A 15,833-nucleotide genomic window follows, 5' to 3' on the forward strand; every position below is an offset into this window, starting at 1 on the left:
CGTTACTGCGGCGTCTGCGGCTGAAGCGACTGGCCGGGCTGGCTGTCGAGATCGAGCGGAATCGGCGTGATCTGCACACCGCCGGATGTCGCGGCGGGCGCGGGCACGGCGGCCTGCGGCGTGACATAGCGCGAAGTCGGCGGGCCATTGCGCACGAACTGCTTGAAGTCCGCGCCCGCTTGCCACGGGTTCGGGTTGCAGCCAAGCGGGCTATCGCAATGCGCTTCGAAACCGACGGTCGCGGTCGCGTCGTTGGTCGGCGTCATCGTGATCTGATAGGCGAGCGCGCGCTTGCCGCTGGATGGCCCCGCCGTCTGGATGATCGAATTCGTCACCGTCTGGATCTTGTACTCGGAGTGAGTTGTGACCCAGACTTGCGCGCGCGCCCACCAGGCGTCGCATTCGGCGCGGCTCATGCAGGTGAGCGGCTGCGTGGCCTGCTCCATCGTCACGCTGCTGACCTGATCCTGCGACGCACAGCCGCCCAATAGCGCGAACGCCGCTGCAATCAGCGCCGACGCGCTTACGGATTTGATGCTCATCGTTTTTCCGGAATAAGTTGGACAACAGAACCAATTTTGGACAAACGAACGGCATCCGTGTTTCGCGCGTTTCGTACTGTTGCAAAGTCAGTCTAATTTACTGAATCGCGGCGGTGCAACATGGAAGATGTTGCTTGCTTTCAAGCGCCTGCGCGGTCGAGCCGATAGTCGCGATACGTGGCGACGAAGGCATCGAAGGATTCGGCATCGCTGCGCTCGATTTCCGCTTGTTGCTCGATCGACTTCGCTGCAAGTGCGTTCATCTCGCGCGTTTCTTCGGCGGAAAGCGGACGCTTGCGGAACGATTCGGCGTGCTGACGGCTCACGTCGAGCGCGAAGTCATCGAACGATTGATGCTTGTCGCGCATGGTCTGAAGCACGCGCGCAGAAGGCGTCAGCGATGCATCGTGAATGCGCGGACGCACCGCTTCGAGCGCGCGCGTGTAGTCGTCGCGACCGTTGAGCGAATCGAGCGTTTTGGCGACGGGCGCGATGGCGTCGAACAAGGAATCGGCCCATTGCGTGAGCGACACCGGCGCGCCGTCACGTTGCAGCAGGAGGCCCGGTTTGCGTCCTTCGCGTGCGACGGCGCTGAAGTTGGCGTTCGCTTCCACGTTGGCATCGTGCGGCAGGAAGGGGCTGTCCTCCAGCGCGCAATAGAGCAGAAATGCATCCAGAAAGCGCGACGTTTCCAGCGAGATGCCGACCGGTTCGAACGGATCGATATCCAGACACCGCACTTCGATGTACTGCACGCCGCGCTCCGACAACGCGTGCAACGGGCGCTCGCCCGGACGCGTCACGCGCTTCGGACGAATGGTCGAGTAGAACTCGTTTTCGATCTGCAGGACATTGGTGTTGATTTGTACCCACTCGCCGCCGCGCTTCGTGCCGATGGCTTCATACGGCGCGTAAGGCTGGCTCACCGCGCGCGCGAGAACGTCCGTGTAGGCGTTCACATCGTCGTAACTTGGCAGCAGCGCGGCCTGCGCGGGATTGTTCGTGTAACCGAGATCGCTCATGCGCAGGCTGGTGGCGTGCGGGAGATAGAACGTGTCGGCGTCGAAGGTTTCGAGCGCGTGCGTCTTGCCTTCCACGAAACGCCGGTTCAACGCGGGCGATGCGCCGAACAGATACATCAGCAGCCAACTCGTGCGACGGAAATTGCGGATCAGCGCGAAGTAACGCTCCGACTGAAAATCCTGCGCGGACAGCGTGCTCGTGGGATCGAGCGCCCGCCATGCGCGCCAAACGTCTTCGTGAAGCGAGTAGTTGTAGTGAATCCCGGCGATGCATTGCATCGTGCGGCCATAGCGCAACGCGAGTCCACGCCGGTACACATGCTTCAACCGCCCGATGTTCGACGTGCCGTATTCGCCGAGCGGAATTTCGTCCTCGGGCGGCAGCGAGTTGGGCATCGAATCGTTCCAGAGCAGTTCGTCGCCCATGTTGGCGTAGGCGAAGCGATGCAGCGCGTCGAGCCGTTCGAGCGTGAGCACGATATCGCTTTCGGCGGGCGTGATCAACTCGACCAGCGCCTCCGAATAATCCGTCGTGATGAACGGATGCGTCAGCGCCGACCCGAACGCGCGCGGATGCGGCGTCATGGCAAGCTGGCCTCGCGGCGTAACGCGCAGGCTTTCTTTTTCGATGCCGCGCAAGCCTTGACGCAGCGCGTCGGCATGCGGGCCGGAGGCGAGCGCGGCCAGCCTGCGTGCGAATGCACCGGCGTTGGAGTGAGCGGAATTCTTGTTTGGCATTGAAGCGTTTTGCAAAGCGCGCGTGATCTATTTTTAGGGTAGCGGGCACTTTAACATCTCAGTGTTGGGCGTGCTTGAGCCCAATGTTGACAAGGGTTTGAGGTGTTTTGGCTGCCTTCGCGCAATGAAAAACGCCCGCGCGTCTCACGACGGCGGGCGTTGCCTGCTTCATTTTTGAATTACGCGACCTTGCCGCCAACGTTTGCAGTGCGCTCTGTTGCCAGCAGTGCTTCCTTGCGCTCCAATCCCCAGCGATAACCCGCAATCGCGCCATCCTTGCCGATCACGCGATGACACGGAATCGCCAGCGCCACCGGATTCGATCCGCACGCGTTCGCCACCGCGCGCACCGCCGCTGGTGATCCGATCGTTTCGGCGATGTCGCTATAACTGCGCGTCTGGCCATACGGAATACGCCGCAGCGCATCCCACACGCGCCGCTGAAAATCCGTCGCGCCGATGTCCAGCGGCAAATCGAAGCGCTCGCGCGTGCCCTGCAAGTAAGCGCGAATCTGCGCGACGAACGGCTGCATGCGCTTCGCGTCCTCGATGCGTTCGGCCTGCGCGAAATCCACATCGAGTTGATCGATGAGCGATTTATCGTCGTCGCCGAAGGTGATCTTGCACACGCCCTTGTCCGTCGCCGCGACCAGCACGATGCCCAACGGCGTATCCGCGGTGGCGTAATGCACAGTCAACCCCGCGCCCTTGCGCCGATACGCCGATGGCGTCATGCCGAGTTCGGCGGGCGCGGCATCGTAGAGACGTGAGGACGAGAAGCCCGCGTCGTGCGTGGCGCGCGTGACATTGCGGCCGTGTTCGAGCGCATCGCGGAGCACGCCTGCACGCTGTGCCGCCTGATACTGACGCGGCGACACCCCGACGATCCGCGAAAACAAGCGCTGCAAGTGGAATGGGCTGACGTGCACGGCATCGCTGAGTTGGGCGAGCGTCATGCGTTGTTGCGGGTCGGCGTCCAGCACCTTGCACGCGCGCTCGACGATCGCCAGTTCGCGCGGCAAACCCGTCGGCTGGCAGCGCTTGCACGGACGATAACCGGCGGCTTCGGCGGCCTCGGTCGTCGCGAAGAACTCGACGTTCTCCCGGCGCGGTGCCCGCGATGCGCACGAAGGGCGGCAGAACACGCCGGTCGTTCGCACGGCGAAGAAAAACGCGCCATCCGCGCGGCGGTCGCGCTCGGAGACGGCTTGCCAGCGGTGTTCGTCGGATTGAAAGAGTTGGTTTGCGGTGTTCATGTCGGACCTCGATGGCTTGGTGTATGCGTCCACTCTAGAGCCATGCCAACGAGGTTACGCGCCGTTTCTTGCGCTGTCATTTGGGGCTTCGCCCGGCCTTCACGCACCAAAAAAGTTCAAATCTCACCATGTGAGGCACAGATGCGACACTTTGGCGCTATTGGGGTTTTCACTCAAATTTCTATTGCGTTGCATCAACACGCTGTGTAGTATTGGAACTGTCTCCTCCATGTCTCCTCCTGATATGGATTCAGCCCGCCAACTAGGCGGGCTTTTTTTCGTCTGTAGCTTTGCGCGGGCGTGAAAAAGGGCGTCGCGAAGACGCCCTTCTTTAGCTCAACCGCCGATCAAAGCACGTAGCGCGACAAGTCCTCGTCCTGCGCCACTTCGCCTAAAGCGCGATCCACATACGCCGCGTCGATTTTCACCGGCTCGCCCGTATGATTTCCCGCCGCGAACGACACTTCCTCCAGCAGCTTTTCGATCACCGTATAAAGCCGCCGCGCGCCGATGTTCTCCGTCTTCTCATTCACCGAATACGCGATTTCGGCAAGGCGACGAATGCCCTCGTCGGTGAAGTCGAGTTCGACTTCTTCGGTGGCGAGCAACGCCTTGTATTGCTTCACGAGGCTGGCATCGGTCGAATTCAGAATCGATTCGAAGTCCTGCACGGACAGCGAATCCAGTTCGACGCGAATCGGAAAGCGGCCTTGCAGTTCGGGAATCAGATCGCTTGGCTTGGCGAGATGAAACGCGCCGCTCGCGATGAACAGAATGTGGTCCGTCTTGATCATCCCGTACTTGGTGTTGATCGTGGTGCCTTCCACCAGCGGCAGCAGATCGCGCTGCACGCCCGCGCGCGACACTTCGCCGCCGCCCACTTCGCTGCGCGATGCGATCTTGTCGATCTCGTCCAGAAACACGATGCCGTTCTGCTCGACGTTTTGCACCGCCTTGCTCTTGACCTCCTCGTCGTTGAGCATCTTGCCGGCTTCCTCATCCGTCAGCAGCTTGAGCGCTTCACGAACCTTCACCTTGCGGCGCGTCTTCTTGCCGCCGCCGATATTGGCGAACATCGAACGAATCTGCTCGGTCATGTCTTCCATGCCCGGCGGCCCCATGATGTCCATGCCGGCTTGCGGCGCCTCCACGTCCAGTTCGATTTCCTTGTCGTCGAGCGCGCCTTCGCGCAGGCGTTTGCGGAAAGTCTGGCGCGTGGTGTTGTCGCCTTCGCCCGTGCTCTCACTCGAACTTGAAGCCGAACCCGACCCGAAGCCAACTTGCCGCGCGGGCGGCAACAGAATGTCGAGAATGCGGTCTTCGGCGCGATCTTCCGCCTTCGTGCGCACTTTCTTCATTTCCGCTTCACGCGTCTGCTTAACGGAAATCTCGATCAGATCGCGCACGATGCTGTCCACATCGCGCCCGACATAGCCCACTTCGGTGAACTTGGTCGCTTCGATCTTGATGAACGGCGCATCCGCGAGCTTGGCCAGACGCCGCGCGATCTCGGTCTTGCCGACGCCCGTCGGCCCGATCATCAGAATGTTTTTCGGCGTGATTTCCTGACGCAGCGGCTCGGCTACTTGCTGACGCCGCCAGCGATTGCGCAGCGCCACGGCGACGGCTTTCTTCGCGCGCCCCTGGCCGATGATGTGTTTGTCGAGTTCGGAGACGATCTCGGAGGGAGTCATGGTGGTCATCGCTAAGTTCCTTTACTCGATCGTCTCGATGACGCGGTTGTGATTCGTGTAGATGCACATATCGCCCGCGATGGTCAGCGCCTTTTCCACGACTTCGCGAGGATCGAGTTCGGTGTTTTCCATCAGCGCCTGCGCGGCCGCTTGCGCGTACGCGCCACCGGAACCGATCGCCGCGATGCCGTGTTCGGGGTCGAGCACATCGCCGTTGCCGGTGATGACAAGCGTGGCGTCCTTGTCGGCGGTGATGAGCATGGCTTCGAGCCGTCGCAACATGCGGTCGGTGCGCCAGTCTTTCGCCAGTTCGACGGCGGCGCGCGTCAGGTTGCCCTGATGCTTTTCGAGCTTCGCCTCGAAGCGGTCGAGCAGCGAGAACGCATCGGCGGTGCCGCCGGCGAAACCGACCAGCACCTTGCCGCCATAGATGCGGCGCACTTTCTTCGCGCCGCCTTTCATGACGATGTTGCCGAGCGTCACCTGACCATCGCCGCCCAGCGCGACCTTGTTGCCGCGGCGCACGGAGACGATGGTGGTGCCGTGAAATTGTTCCATGTGCGTTCCTTGAGAAAACCGGGTGCGCGCGCGGCGGCTTTCAATGATGTCGAGCCAACCGCCACGCGATCACGAATTCGATGGATTTGCACGGCGCGGGGTTCCGTGGACTTCTATTGGAAGTCACCGAAAGGCAGAAGCGCCGCGCTCGCGCCCGGAGCAATTGATGCATTTGCCGGGCGCGTCGGATTCATTTTAGGGCGGCTGAGAATTTATCAAGGCGCGCTTTGCTTCCGAATGTGCGGCGCCAAAGCAAAAGGCACACGCGGAACGTGTGCCTTTTTCATGCTGCATATTTCACGGCGGCGCTTTCCCCGCGGCGGGCGATGATCCCGCGACGTTCGCCTCGGGCGCCGTGCGTCAGTCGCCGAACAGCTTCTGACGCAGCTCCCGGCGTTCCTGCGCTTCGAGCGACAGCGTGGCGGTCGGGCGCGCGAGCAGACGCGGAATGCCGATCGGCTCGCCCGTTTCCTCGCACCAGCCGTAATCGCCGGACTCGATGCGCGCGAGCGATTGCTGCACCTTCTTCAGGAGCTTGCGTTCGCGGTCACGCGTGCGCAGTTCCAGTGCATGTTCTTCCTCGATGGTCGCGCGGTCCGCCGGGTCCGGCACGATCACCGTTTCCCGCAGGTTTTCGGTCGTCTGGCCGGCATTCTTCAGAATGTCCGCCTGCAACTGTTCGAGCCGGTTCTTGAAGAAGGCGAGCTGTTCCTCGTTCATGTAGTCCTTCTCGCTCATCTTCAGGATTTCGGCTTCGGTCAAGAGTTTCGTTGTCATCTGCTTGCTTCTTCAATGTAAGGCGATGTCTTCGCAACGCCCGCAACTGCGTTACCCGCATGCGGCGCTCTCAATTCGCGCTTGGCATCACGCAAACGCCGACGCGGGGGCCGAACTCCTCTGGAAACCGATCTTGGATGATGCTCCGGACCGCCGAGTCATGACTTCGACTCTCGTTCCCGGCCCCGGCGCTTTGCTTCGGATTCTCCTTCCCCCGGTGAATCCTGACATCGTTCCGACGGGACATCCTTTCTCCTGTATCCCCCGGTGCATGCGCTCAAGGACGCCTGTTCGCGGGACTGCCCTTCTCCAGTGGGGCTGTATTGTAACTGAACGACAATTTCCGACGACAACTAGGAAAACCCTGCGAATCGTGACGGAATTTCAAAAATATAACGCCTGAACGTACAAAAAGCGATGACGGTTCGTGGTCACGACTACACATCCGCAACGAAAGTCAAACACGCAAAACGCCGCGCGCCGGGCCGTTTCTGCCCGTGCGGCGGCGTTTTCCCTGTCCTTCTGCCTCTTGACGCCGCACCGCGACCGCCAGCATCAAGCGAGAGTCGTGCCGACGCGCCTTACTTCACGAGGCACGCGTCCAGCCCGTCGGTGATGAGATCCTTCGGCAACTCGATGCCGATGAACACCATCTTGCTGTTCTTCTTCTCGATCGGCAGCCACTTGCCCGCGAGGTCGCTACCCATCATCTGATGCACGCCCTGGAACACGACCTTGCGATCCACGCCCTTCATATAGAGCACGCCCTTGTAGCGCAGCAGGCGTTCGCCGTAAATCTGCAGGATGCCGCCGAGAAAATCTTCGAGGCGGTTCGGGTCGAACGGCTTGTCGCTTCGGTACACGAACGATTTGATCTTGTCGTCGTGATGCGCGTGATGATGGTGATGATGCCCGTGTTCGTGGTCATGATCGTGACTATGATCGTGGCCGCAGGTGGCGTGATCGTGATCGTCGTCATGTGCATGGTCATGCGCGTGATCGTGCTCATGATCGTGGTCGTCTTCCGCGAGGAAATCCGGGTCGATCTCCAGCTTCGAATTCAGGTTGAAGCCGCGCAGATCGAAGATTTCCTTGATGTCGGCATCCCCGAAATTGACCACGCGAACAGCCGCGCGCGGGTTCATGTGCAGCAGCCGATGCTTGAGCGCATCGAGCGCGGCGGCATCCACGAGATCGGACTTGGTGATGAACAGACGGTCCGCAAAGCCCACTTGCCGCTGCACCACTTCGTGCTGATCGAGCTGCGCGTTCGCGTGCTTCGCATCGACGAGGGTGATGATCGCGTCGAGCAAAAACTCGTCGGCGACGGTGTTGTCCATGAAGAACGTTTGCGCCACCGGGCCGGGATTCGCGAGACCTGTGGTTTCGATCACCACGCGGTCGAAATCCAGCGTGCCGGCCTTGTTGCGATTGGCGAGGTCTTCCAGCGCACGCGCCAGATCGCCGCGAATCGTGCAGCAGATGCAGCCGTTGCTCATCTGGATGATCTGCTCGTTCGTTTCCTGCACGAGAATTTCGTTGTCGATGTTCTCTTCGCCGAACTCGTTTTCGATCACGGCGATCTTCATGCCGTGCTTCTCGTTCAGGATGCGCTTGAGCAGCGTGGTTTTGCCGCTGCCCAGAAAGCCGGTCAGGATGGTTACGGGAATCATGGTCGCCTAAGTCCTTGTGTCTCGGTCGTCTATGTTCGGGCGCGCGCGGGCGGCGCGTTCCGCAGTCAATCGGATATTGAAGCACATCTGTCAAGTCGCCGCTTCGGCGGGCAGGTGTGCATAACTTGGGGCGTTCAGTCGATTTGCAACAGCAGGCCCTTCAGATACTCGCCCTCGGGAAACGCCGTCGGCAGCGGATGATCGACGCCCGCGCCCAGCCGTTTCAGGATGCGCGCATCGACCTGAGCATCCGCCACCGCGCCCGCGACGATCTTCTGGAACAGGTCGGAGTCGATCGCGCCGGAGCACGAATACGTGAACAGCAGGCCGCCCGGACGCAGCAACTTGAAGCCGCTCAGGTTGATGTCCTTGTACGCGCGCGCGGCGCGCTCCACGCTTTCCTTCGATGGCGCGAACTTCGGCGGATCGAGCACGATCAGGTCGAAGCGCTGTCCTTCGTCGTGCAGACGACGCAGCGTCTTGAAGGCATCGGCGTCGAGCCATTCGGCTTTTTGCGGATCGAGGGCGTTGGCCGTGACGTTCTTTTGCGCCAGCGCGAGCGCTTCGCCGGATGAATCCACGGAGACCACGCGCGTTGCGCCGCCCTTGAGCGCCGCGAGCGAAAAGCCGCCGGTGTAGCAGAAGCAGTTCAACACATCGCGGCCTCGCGCGTTCTGCCGCACGAGCACGCGGTTGTCGCGTTGATCCACGTAGAAGCCGGTCTTGTGGCCGTTGCGCACATCGACGTGATAACGCACGCCGCATTCATCGACGATCAGCGTTTCGGGCGGTGCATCGCCCGCCAGCACGCCGGTGATCTGCTCCAGCCCTTCCTTCTGGCGGATCGACACATCCGAGCGCTCGTAGACGTTCGGGCAATCCGTCGCGCCGATGAGCGCCTGCACGATCGCTTCCTTCCACGCTTCCACGCCCGTCGCCATGAACTGGCAAACGAGTTGGCCGCGCTTCGTTTCATCGCCGATGTAGTAATCGACGATCAGACCGGGCAGGCCGTCCGCCTCGCCGAAGATGAGCCGTGTCGCGCCCGTGTCCTTGACCATTGCGTGACGCAGCGCCACTGCGCGCTGCACGCGACGCTTGAAGAACGCGTGATCGACGGGTTCGGCTTCGCTGAAGCTCCAGACGCGCGCGCGAATCTGCGAATGCGGGCTGTACGATGCGCGCGCCAGAAAGCGTCCGTCCGCCGCGCGCACGATGACCGTTGCGCCCGGCGCGGGATCGCCGTCGATACGCGCAATCGCGTTCGCATAGATCCACGGATGGCGGCGGACCAGCGATCTTTCCTTCGCCGGTTTGAGCGTGATGATGTTCATTGCTTGATGGTTGATGCCGCGCACCGTGCGCGCGCGGCGTGAGTCAATCGCGCTTCTTCGCGCGCGGATGCGTCTGGTCGTACACCTTGGCGAGATGCTGAAAGTCAAGCGACGTATAAACCTGCGTGGCCGCAATCGTCGCGTGGCCGAGCAGTTCCTGCACCGCGCGCAGATCGCCGCTCGATTGCAGGACATGCGTGGCGAACGAATGCCGCAACACGTGCGGATGCACGTTCGTCGGAATGCCCGCCTGCAACGCGAGCCGCTTCACTTGTTCGCGCACCACGCGCGGCGACATGCGGTTGCCGCGACTGGAGAGAAACAGCGGAAACGGGTCGAGCTTGACGAATTCGCTGCGCGCTTCGATCCACGCGCGCAATGCGTCGATGGCCTTGCGGCCCACCGGCACTTTCCGTTGACGCTTGCCCTTGCCGAGCACCGTCACTTCCTCGTGCACGAGATCGAGCCAGCCTTCCGACCGATGCTCCGGCGTATCGATGAAAACCACATCGAGACCGACGAGTTCCGCGAGCCGCAAGCCCGACGAGTAGAACAGTTCGAGCATGGCGTGATCGCGCAGCGCCGCGGTGTTGTCGGCCTGGGGCGCATCCATGAGACGCATGGCGTCATCGACGGAGAGCGCTTTCGGCAGCGTTTTCTCGCGCTTGGGCGCGCGCACGGTCGCGACCGGGTTCGACTGCATCTCGATCTTCTGCGCGAGCCAGCGATAAAACGCGCGCCACGCCGACAGCCTGTGGGCAATCGACCGCGACGACAAGCCGCCCGCGTGCGCGCGTATGACCGCGCCGCGAATGTCCGCCGCTGTCAGCGTTTCGAGCGGACGATCCTTGGCCAGCGCGAGCAGTTCGCCGAGTTCGTGCGTGTAGCCGCGCAGCGTGTGCTCGGAGAGCTTGCGCTCGTGATCGAGCATCGACAGATAGTGGGCGATGTACTCGGCGGCGGTCATGATCGCGGCGGCTCAGTGCGGCAGCAAACGCGAAAGCGCGGCGCTCGCGAGCGCGCCGATCTGCGTGAGAAAGTCGGTGGCCATGCCGTCGTGGAAGCGGCGTGCGTCGGGCGAACCCATCACGAGCAAGCCGAACACGGGCGCATCCGGGCCGCCTTGCGGATCGCGCAGCGCGATCAGCGCGACCGATTCGATGCCGCGTGCTTCGTCACCGCCATTGCCCGCCGTCGCCGATGCCGAATTCGGCGCGCCAAGCCACTGCGCCGCCGCGAAGCCGCTGTTCGTGCCGCAGTACGGCGCATCCAGACCACTCGCGAAAATGCGCACTTCCTCGCCGACCTGACGCGCGAAATCCGCTTGCCTGAACGCTTCGTCGATGTCCCACACGCGCAGCGCGGCGTGCGGCACATCGAAGACTTCGCACAAGCCACGGCTGATGGTCGCGGGCAACGTGTACGGGTCGCGCTGCGCCGCGATGCGCACCGTCCATCGGCTGAATTTGGTGGAGATGCTGTCGTTTTCGTGACCGTAGCGCAGCAGTTCCGCGAGCCGCCGTTCGAGCTGCTTGTTCTTGTCGCGCAGCATTTCCATCTGGCGTTCCTGCAAGGACACGGCGGCCTTGCCATGCGGATTCGACAGCCGGATGGTGCCGAGCAATTCGGCGTGCTCGGCGAAGAAATCGGGATTGTCGAGCAGGTAGTCGGCGACTTCGCGTGGATTCATGATCGATGTGGATGATTGGATGCAAAGGCCGGCGCGCTCAAACGAGGCGGTCGAGTTCGATCTCGCCTTCGAACACCGTGGCGGCGGGACCGGCCATGAAAAGCGCTGCGGATGCATCGCGCGCGCCGTTCCAGCTAATGGTGAGCGTGCCGCCATGCGTTTCGACCCGCACGGGCGATTCCAGCACGCCGCGCCGGATGCCGGCCGCGACCGCCGCGCATGCGCCCGTGCCGCACGCGAGCGTTTCGCCTGCGCCGCGCTCGAACACGCGCAGCTTCACCGAATGGCGATCGACGATCTGCATGAAGCCGGCGTTCACGCGATGCGGAAAACGCGCGTGATGCTCGATCAGCGGGCCTACGATCAGCACCGGATACGCTTCGACGTCCTCGACGATTTGCACCGCGTGCGGATTGCCCATCGACACCACCGAAATCCAGCGCGTTTGACCGTTCACATCGAGCGGCCAGAGTGTGTCCGCGCTTTCCTGGCGGCCATCGAGACCGTGCAAATCGAAGGGAACGCGTGGCGGATCGAACACCGGCGTGCTCATATCGACGACGACCTCGCCGTTATCCTGCATCGTCAACGTGATGATGCCGTTTTGCACCTGCACGCGCACGGTCGATGCATTCGTCAGCCCGCGATCGCGCACGAACTTGACGAAGCAGCGCGCGCCATTGCCGCAATGCTCGACCTCGCCGCCATCGCAATTGAAGATGCGGTATTTGAAATCCGCCCCGTCGATGCTCGGTTTTTCCACCAGCAGCAATTGATCCGCGCCCACGCCGAAGTGACGGTCGGCCAGCGCCCGCACTTGCGCCGCGCTGAGATCGAGCGCTTGCGTGTAGCCGTCGAGCACGACGAAATCGTTGCCCGCGCCCTGCATTTTGGTGAATTTGAGTTTCATGGCCGTATTGTATGTGACGCGCGGCGGCTTCACCCGCGCGCGAACGGCCATGACGGCGCGCGTCAATAGAAACCCGGCTCGCCCTCGGGCCGCGTCTTGAAGCGTTTGTGCACCCAGTAATACTGCTCGGGCATTTCGGGAATGTGTTCTTCGAGGAATTCGTTCATGCGGCGCGCGTCGGCTTCGTCGTCGCCGGTCGGGTAGTTCTCCCACGGCGCGAAAATCTTGAGCCGATAGCCCTTGTAGTTCGGCAGCACTTCGCCGATGAACGGCACGACCTGCGCCTTGCCTGTCTTGGCCAGCCGGCCGACCGCCGTCAACGTGCAGGTCGGAATGCCGAAGAACGGCACGAAGGTCGAATTGCGCATGCCGTAGTCCATATCCGCGCCGAGCATGACCGGCTTGCGGTCACGCAGCCAGCGCAACACGATGCGCGCGCTGTCCGCACGGCTCGCCATGTCCGCGCCGAAACGTGCGCGCTGCGCCTTGGCGAGTTCCTCGACCTGCGGATTCGAAAACGGCTGATACAGCGACCCGCATTGCCGATGCAGCGAGTAGTTCAGAAAGATCGATCCCGCCTCGATGCCGACAAAGTGGAACCCGAGAAACAGCGTGGGCGGCAGATCGGGGTCCAGCAAATCGACCGCGCTATCCAGTTCGATGAGCTTCTCCAGCTTCTTGGCAGACCCGAACCATTGCACGCTGCGCTCCACGTAGCTGCGAATGGCATGGCGAAAATGTTTCTGCGCGATGTCCTCGCGTTTTTCTTCGGACCACTCGGGAAAACACAGCTTCAGGTTCGTATGGACGATGCGCCTTCGCCTGCTCGGAATCCGATAGAGCAGCCAGCCGAGACCGTCGCCGAAACGCGCGGTGATGCCGTACGGGATAAGCGCCAGGAACTTGAGAAACGCAATCGCGAGCGATATGCCGATGCGCCCTAACATGGCGTGCTCCAGCGAACATACGGCCGCGCGCAAAGGACAGAAGATTGAATCGGGTCGAATGGCAACAAACGTTTCGGCTCTGTAGAGAATAAGGGAAACCGGTATAATAAGACCTTCGCCGAGTTAATGGACAACTTGCGGGGCGAAGCCGGCAGTGCTTAAAAAAAGCGCTGCCGGAAATGGATATCCGCTAAAGCGTCGCCGCTTCAGACTCCAATCTAGGCCGGCTACGTGAACCTCAACCGTACTAACTGGAGTCTGAAGCGTGTCGAACGACTATCTCTTTACTTCCGAATCCGTTTCCGAAGGCCACCCGGACAAGGTCGCCGATCAAATCTCCGACGCCATCCTCGATGCCATCCTCACGCAGGATAAGTATTCGCGCGTCGCAGCGGAAACGCTTTGCAATACCGGTCTCGTCGTCCTCGCGGGCGAAATCACGACCACCGCCAACGTCGATTACATCCAGGTCGCGCGCGACACCATCAAGCGCATCGGTTACGACAACACGGATTACGGCATCGATTATCGCGGCTGCGCGGTGCTCGTCGCGTATGACAAGCAATCGCCGGATATCGCGCAAGGCGTGAACAAGGCGCATGACGACAACCTCGATCAAGGCGCAGGCGATCAAGGCCTCATGTTCGGTTACGCGTGCGATGAAACGCCCGAACTCATGCCGCTGCCGATCTACCTGTCGCATCGTCTGGTCGAGCGTCAGGCGAACCTTCGCCGCGATGGCCGTCTGCCGTGGCTGCGTCCGGATGCGAAGTCGCAAGTCACCGTGCGCTATGTCGATGGCAAGCCGTATTCGATTGATACCGTCGTGCTCTCCACGCAGCACGCGCCGGACATGGAACTGGCGCAACTGCGTGAAGCCGTGATCGAGGAGATCATCAAGCCGACCATGCCGAAGGATCTCGTCAAGGGCGATATCAAGTTCCTGGTGAATCCCACGGGCCGTTTCGTCATTGGCGGGCCGCAGGGCGATTGCGGGCTGACGGGCCGCAAGATCATCGTCGATACGTACGGCGGCGCAGCACCGCACGGCGGCGGCGCGTTCTCGGGCAAGGACCCGTCGAAGGTCGATCGCTCGGCAGCGTATGCGGGACGTTATGTGGCGAAGAACATCGTCGCGGCGGGTCTGGCTTCGCGCGCGCTGATTCAGGTTTCCTACGCAATCGGCGTGGCGCGTCCGACTTCGGTCATGGTCAACACGTTCGGCACGGGCCGCGTGCCGGATGCGGAAATCACGAAGCTCGTTCAGGAGCACTTCGATCTGCGTCCGAAGGGCATCGTGCAAATGCTTGATCTGCTGCGCCCGATCTACGAAAAGACGGCGGCTTACGGCCACTTCGGCCGCGAAGAACCGGAATTCTCGTGGGAAGCCACGGACAAGGCGCTGGCCCTGGCCGAAGCCGCAGGCACGGAACCGGTCGCGAGCGTCGCTTAATTCGGCGTTTGAGCTTTATAAAAACCGGCAGGCATCGCGCCTGCCGGTTTTTTTTGCGCCCACGCGGCGTGTTTCTTGCGATGATGGCAGCGCCGCAACCGCCACCGCGTGGAGTCGCTCATGCCTTATCACGCTCTGCTTTCTCCCGTCACCATCGGCAATCTCGAACTGCCGAATCGCGTCGTGATGGCGCCGCTCACGCGCAATCGCGCGTCGCAGCCGGGTGATGTCCCCAACGAAATGAACACGCTCTACTACGCGCAGCGCGCGAGCGCCGGGCTGATCGTCACCGAGGCGACGCAGGTATCGCGGCAAGGTCAGGGCTATTTTGCGACGCCCGGTATTTATTCGGATGCGCAGGAAACCGGCTGGAAAGGCGTCGCGGGCGCGGTACACGCGCGGCATGGGCGGATTGCGCTGCAACTGTGGCACGTCGGGCGTTTGTCGCATCGGTTATTGCAGGAAGATGAGGCGTTGCCGGTTGCGCCATCGGCCATTCAGGCGCGTGGAGCGCGCGTTTTCGTGAAACTAGAGGACGGCGAACTCGCGGAAGTCGAGCCGGATACGCCGCGCGCGCTCGAAACCAATGAGATGTCCGGCATCGTGCTGCAATTCGTCGATGCCGCGCATCGCGCCGAGCGGGCCGGTTTCGATATGGTCGAAATTCACGCGGCGAACGGTTATTTGCTGCATCAGTTCATGGCGACCGGCACCAATCGACGTACCGACGATTACGGCGGCAGCACCGCCAATCGCGTGCGGCTGGTCGTCGATATTCTGGAGGCGGTGGCGGGCGTGTTGGGCGCGCATCGCGTGGGCATTCGGCTCTCGCCGAATTTCACCGGATTCGATTTGCAGGACGAAGAAGGCGAGGAAACGTCGCTGCATCTGGCGTCGGAACTGAGCCGGATCGGCATCGCGTATCTGCATTTGGCCGAGGGCGACTGGGCGGGCGGCGCGCCGCTTTCCGAGGATTACCGGCGCGCGCTGCGCGAGGCGTATGGCGGCTCGATCATCGCGTGTGGCGAATATACGGCGAAGGAGGCGAATCGGCGCATCGAGCGGGGCGACGCCGATGCCATCGCGTTCGGCCGCGCGTATATCGCGAATCCTGATCTGGTGGAACGGCTCGAAGCGGGCGCGCCGCTCAACGAGCCGGACCCGTCGACGTTCTACGGCGGCGGCGAAAAAGGCTACACGGATTACCCGACGCTGGACGACGCATCGAAAGAATAAAAG

At 62.0% G+C, this 15,833-nt stretch carries 14 protein-coding genes; 2 read left to right on the forward strand and 12 right to left on the reverse strand.

Annotation, left to right across the window (positions count from 1 at the left end; translation table 11 throughout):
• Window positions 1-2 precede the first annotated feature (2 nt).
• The 12 genes from ACZCWR_RS02045 to ACZCWR_RS02100 form a co-directional block, all read right to left on the reverse strand.
• Window positions 3-542 (reverse strand): hypothetical protein, encoded by a 540-nt coding sequence (locus ACZCWR_RS02045; RefSeq protein ID WP_487302089.1) that lies wholly within the window; start codon window positions 540-542, stop codon window positions 3-5.
• Window positions 543-682: 140 nt separating this feature from the next.
• Window positions 683-2,302, reverse strand: coding sequence for a glutamate--cysteine ligase (gene gshA / locus ACZCWR_RS02050; RefSeq protein WP_487302090.1), 1,620 nt, complete (start codon window positions 2,300-2,302; stop codon window positions 683-685).
• Window positions 2,303-2,481: 179 nt separating this feature from the next.
• A complete protein-coding gene (gene ada, locus ACZCWR_RS02055; RefSeq protein WP_487302091.1) occupies window positions 2,482-3,558 on the reverse strand; it encodes a bifunctional DNA-binding transcriptional regulator/O6-methylguanine-DNA methyltransferase Ada in 1,077 nt (358 codons plus the stop codon).
• Between the two features lie 347 nt (window positions 3,559-3,905).
• The gene (gene hslU / locus ACZCWR_RS02060) at window positions 3,906-5,261 is read right to left on the reverse strand and encodes an ATP-dependent protease ATPase subunit HslU (protein ID WP_487302092.1); all 1,356 of its coding nucleotides are present in this window, start codon (window positions 5,259-5,261) and stop codon (window positions 3,906-3,908) included.
• A 12-nt stretch (window positions 5,262-5,273) separates the two neighbouring features.
• The gene (gene hslV / locus ACZCWR_RS02065; protein WP_487302093.1) at window positions 5,274-5,810 is read right to left on the reverse strand and encodes an ATP-dependent protease subunit HslV; all 537 of its coding nucleotides are present in this window, start codon (window positions 5,808-5,810) and stop codon (window positions 5,274-5,276) included.
• A 360-nt stretch (window positions 5,811-6,170) separates the two neighbouring features.
• Window positions 6,171-6,587, reverse strand: a complete 417-nt coding sequence (gene dksA / locus ACZCWR_RS02070; RefSeq protein ID WP_061122132.1) for an RNA polymerase-binding protein DksA — start codon at window positions 6,585-6,587, stop codon at window positions 6,171-6,173.
• A 581-nt stretch (window positions 6,588-7,168) separates the two neighbouring features.
• Window positions 7,169-8,260 (reverse strand): CobW family GTP-binding protein, encoded by a 1,092-nt coding sequence (locus ACZCWR_RS02075; RefSeq protein ID WP_487302094.1) that lies wholly within the window; start codon window positions 8,258-8,260, stop codon window positions 7,169-7,171.
• Window positions 8,261-8,394: 134 nt separating this feature from the next.
• Complete coding sequence (locus tag ACZCWR_RS02080; protein WP_487302095.1) at window positions 8,395-9,594, reverse strand: class I SAM-dependent rRNA methyltransferase; 1,200 nt, start codon at window positions 9,592-9,594, stop codon at window positions 8,395-8,397.
• A gap of 43 nt (window positions 9,595-9,637) precedes the next feature.
• Entirely contained in the window at window positions 9,638-10,561 is a 924-nt protein-coding gene (gene xerC / locus ACZCWR_RS02085) for a tyrosine recombinase XerC (protein WP_487302096.1), read from the reverse strand.
• A gap of 12 nt (window positions 10,562-10,573) precedes the next feature.
• Entirely contained in the window at window positions 10,574-11,284 is a 711-nt protein-coding gene (locus ACZCWR_RS02090) for a DUF484 family protein (RefSeq protein ID WP_487302097.1), read from the reverse strand.
• 37 nt (window positions 11,285-11,321) lie between these two features.
• Window positions 11,322-12,194: a diaminopimelate epimerase gene (dapF, locus tag ACZCWR_RS02095; protein WP_487302098.1), complete on the reverse strand. Its 873-nt coding sequence runs from the start codon at window positions 12,192-12,194 to the stop codon at window positions 11,322-11,324.
• 62 nt (window positions 12,195-12,256) lie between these two features.
• Window positions 12,257-13,141: a lipid A biosynthesis lauroyl acyltransferase gene (locus tag ACZCWR_RS02100; RefSeq protein WP_487302099.1), complete on the reverse strand. Its 885-nt coding sequence runs from the start codon at window positions 13,139-13,141 to the stop codon at window positions 12,257-12,259.
• A gap of 265 nt (window positions 13,142-13,406) precedes the next feature.
• Between ACZCWR_RS02100 and metK the strand changes: the two genes are divergently transcribed.
• Both metK and ACZCWR_RS02110 read left to right on the forward strand, forming a co-directional pair.
• Window positions 13,407-14,594, forward strand: coding sequence for a methionine adenosyltransferase (metK, locus tag ACZCWR_RS02105; protein ID WP_487302100.1), 1,188 nt, complete (start codon window positions 13,407-13,409; stop codon window positions 14,592-14,594).
• Between the two features lie 120 nt (window positions 14,595-14,714).
• A complete protein-coding gene (locus ACZCWR_RS02110) occupies window positions 14,715-15,830 on the forward strand; it encodes an alkene reductase (protein ID WP_487302101.1) in 1,116 nt (371 codons plus the stop codon).
• Window positions 15,831-15,833 lie beyond the last annotated feature (3 nt).

This window comes from Caballeronia sp. A2-2, from assembly GCF_057612605.2.

Excerpts from the sequence above, each read along its gene's own strand:
- ACZCWR_RS02045 (WP_487302089.1), bottom strand. The coding sequence starts at position 542 with ATGAGCATCAAATCCGTAAGCGCGTCGGCGCTGATTGCAGCGGCGTTC.
- gshA (WP_487302090.1), bottom strand. The coding sequence starts at position 2,302 with ATGCCAAACAAGAATTCCGCTCACTCCAACGCCGGTGCATTCGCACGC.
- ada (WP_487302091.1), bottom strand. The coding sequence starts at position 3,558 with ATGAACACCGCAAACCAACTCTTTCAATCCGACGAACACCGCTGGCAA.
- hslU (WP_487302092.1), bottom strand. The coding sequence starts at position 5,261 with ATGACCACCATGACTCCCTCCGAGATCGTCTCCGAACTCGACAAACAC.
- hslV (WP_487302093.1), bottom strand. The coding sequence starts at position 5,810 with ATGGAACAATTTCACGGCACCACCATCGTCTCCGTGCGCCGCGGCAAC.
- dksA (WP_061122132.1), bottom strand. The coding sequence starts at position 6,587 with ATGACAACGAAACTCTTGACCGAAGCCGAAATCCTGAAGATGAGCGAG.
- ACZCWR_RS02075 (WP_487302094.1), bottom strand. The coding sequence starts at position 8,260 with ATGATTCCCGTAACCATCCTGACCGGCTTTCTGGGCAGCGGCAAAACC.
- ACZCWR_RS02080 (WP_487302095.1), bottom strand. The coding sequence starts at position 9,594 with ATGAACATCATCACGCTCAAACCGGCGAAGGAAAGATCGCTGGTCCGC.
- xerC (WP_487302096.1), bottom strand. The coding sequence starts at position 10,561 with ATGACCGCCGCCGAGTACATCGCCCACTATCTGTCGATGCTCGATCAC.
- ACZCWR_RS02090 (WP_487302097.1), bottom strand. The coding sequence starts at position 11,284 with ATGAATCCACGCGAAGTCGCCGACTACCTGCTCGACAATCCCGATTTC.
- dapF (WP_487302098.1), bottom strand. The coding sequence starts at position 12,194 with ATGAAACTCAAATTCACCAAAATGCAGGGCGCGGGCAACGATTTCGTC.
- ACZCWR_RS02100 (WP_487302099.1), bottom strand. The coding sequence starts at position 13,141 with ATGTTAGGGCGCATCGGCATATCGCTCGCGATTGCGTTTCTCAAGTTC.
- ACZCWR_RS02110 (WP_487302101.1), top strand. The coding sequence starts at position 14,715 with ATGCCTTATCACGCTCTGCTTTCTCCCGTCACCATCGGCAATCTCGAA.